At 67.5% G+C, this 979-nt stretch carries 2 rRNA genes and 1 pseudogene; 2 read left to right on the forward strand and 1 reads right to left on the reverse strand.

Annotated elements, in window-relative coordinates:
• Both BMY89_RS30740 and rrf read left to right on the forward strand, forming a co-directional pair.
• Positions 1-110, forward strand: a 23S ribosomal RNA gene (locus BMY89_RS30740); the annotation flags it as partial.
• Positions 111-203: 93 nt separating this feature from the next.
• Positions 204-320 (forward strand): 5S ribosomal RNA (gene rrf, locus BMY89_RS28545).
• Positions 321-413: 93 nt separating this feature from the next.
• Here rrf and BMY89_RS30625 read toward each other — a convergent pair.
• Positions 414-979 (reverse strand): annotated as a pseudogene (locus BMY89_RS30625) (hypothetical protein); the annotation flags it as partial.

The raw sequence follows: 979 nt of genomic DNA on the forward strand, positions 1-979 counted from the left end.
ATCTTCGGATGGGTAAGGCCCCCAGCTAGACGACTGGGTTGATAGGCCGGAAATGTAAGCCCGGTAACGGGTTCAGTTGACCGGTACTAATAGGCCGAGGACTTGACAACAAAGATTTGCTACGCGTCCACTGTGCAACTCACAGCAAACAAACAAGACCCCAGGATTTTCTGGTGTGGTGTTGTTTGACATGTTGATAAGGTTACGGCGGTCATGGCGGAGGGGAAACGCCCGGTAACATTCCGAACCCGGAAGCTAAGCCCTCCAGCGCCGATGGTACTGCACCCGGGAGGGTGTGGGAGAGTAGGACACCGCCGGACACACGTTACAGTCGAGGGCCACCCGGAATCGGGTCGGCCCTCGACTGCGTTGCGCTATCGAATGGCGCACTCAGGAAGGATGTACCAGTGAGTTCAGGACCTCAGGGCGGAGACCGTCCCCGGGGCTACGAGGGCCGGCCCGGAGACCGTGACGGCGACTCCCGCCGTGGCGACCGCCCGTCCTACCGCGATGACCGCGGCGGAGAGCGTGGCTCCCGCGAGGGTGGGCGCGGCTCCGGCGGGTACGGCGGCGACCGTGCCCAGTCCGGCGGCTCCCGCCGGGATGGTGACCGTCGTGAGGGCGGTTTCCGCGACAGTGATCGGACCAGCGGTGGCTTCCGTGGTGAGCGCCGCGACCGTCCGGGGCGCGAAGGCGCCCGTGACGGGGACCGTGGCGCCGCCGGCGGCTTCCGCAGTGGTGAGCGCCGTAGCAGCGACGACCGCCCGGGCGGCTTCCGACGCGACAGCGGGGAGCGTTCCGGCGGTTTCCGTGGCGGTGACCGCCGTGAGGGTGGCTCCCGTGATGGCGGTGGCGCCGGCTTCCGTGGCGGTGAGCGCCGTGAAGGCGGCTTCCGTAGCGGTGGTGACCGTCGTGAGGGTGGCTTCGGCGGCGGTGAGCGTCGTGAGGGCGGCTTCCGTAGCGGTGGTGACCGTCGTGA

Source organism: Micromonospora phaseoli (genome assembly GCF_900109115.1).
GTDB lineage: Bacteria > Actinomycetota > Actinomycetes > Mycobacteriales > Micromonosporaceae > Micromonospora > Micromonospora phaseoli.